This window comes from Rhizobium sp. YJ-22, assembly GCF_029601685.1.
Classification (GTDB): domain Bacteria; phylum Pseudomonadota; class Alphaproteobacteria; order Rhizobiales; family Rhizobiaceae; genus Metarhizobium.
Map to the genome: position 1 here is coordinate 13,492 of NZ_JARRIR010000029.1, position 445 is coordinate 13,936.

Annotated in this window: 2 pseudogenes; both read right to left on the reverse strand. The window is 52.8% G+C overall.

What is annotated here, in order from left to right:
• Window positions 1–225, reverse strand: a pseudogene (locus P7F60_RS29445) (plasmid partitioning protein RepB); the annotation flags it as partial.
• Window positions 222–445, reverse strand: a pseudogene (locus P7F60_RS29450) (plasmid partitioning protein RepA); the annotation flags it as partial. The pseudogenes P7F60_RS29450 and P7F60_RS29445, both read right to left, overlap by 4 nt.

A 445-nucleotide genomic window follows, 5' to 3' on the forward strand; every position in this document is an offset into this window, starting at 1 on the left:
CAGGTCGGCCTCCAGCTCTACGACAGACTGGCCCTCTGCCAGCTTCCGTTCAATTTCATTTGCGCGGCGACTCCTATCGTTGAGATCGCCAAGCGTCTTCGTGACCGCAGCCATTGGTTTCGATTTCCCGGCATCCAAAAATGGTCTCGGGTGAGGGGGCGGCGCGACGCTTGCTTCTTGCTTGCTCTCGCTATGCAGAGATGAGAGGAGGTTTTTCCGGCTCATGATCTACCCCATGTCGACTTAATCAGTGATTCGATTTCCGCATTGACGTTATTCATCGATTCCAGCGCGCGGTCATAGGTCGCCCTGTGGAATTGGCTACGGTCGATCTCGAACAGAGTCTGATTTGTAATGCCTGCATCTGAAACGGCCGTACTTTTCAGCATTGGATTGACAAGCACGTCCTCACCAAACATCGAGCGAAGAAATGCGACCATTTGAT